Genomic DNA, 232 nt, shown 5'->3' on the forward strand with positions numbered 1-232 from the left:
TTATTTTTAGGGAGGATTACCTTAACAGGGTAAGGCGCTTTAAAAAGTTAGTCCTAAGTAAAGGTGCTATACAACAGGGTGGATTATTCAAAGTTAAGGGAGCCGGTATTTTCACCTTTTGTACAGATCAAAAGGGCGGTCTATATGACTTGGTGAAACAGCATAACCTGAAAGGCTTAAAATTTACTGAGGTAAATGCGGTTTAATGTATTAGGGGCTGTTGATCTTTGTT

1 pseudogene is annotated in these 232 nt (G+C 37.9%); it reads left to right on the top strand.

Annotated elements, in window-relative coordinates:
* Nucleotides 1–206: pseudogene (locus tag CWB66_RS22510) on the top strand (hypothetical protein); the annotation flags it as partial.
* Nucleotides 207–232: the final 26 nt, after the last annotated feature.

It is taken from the genome of Pseudoalteromonas sp. S558 (assembly GCF_005886635.1).
Lineage (GTDB): Bacteria > Pseudomonadota > Gammaproteobacteria > Enterobacterales > Alteromonadaceae > Pseudoalteromonas > Pseudoalteromonas aliena.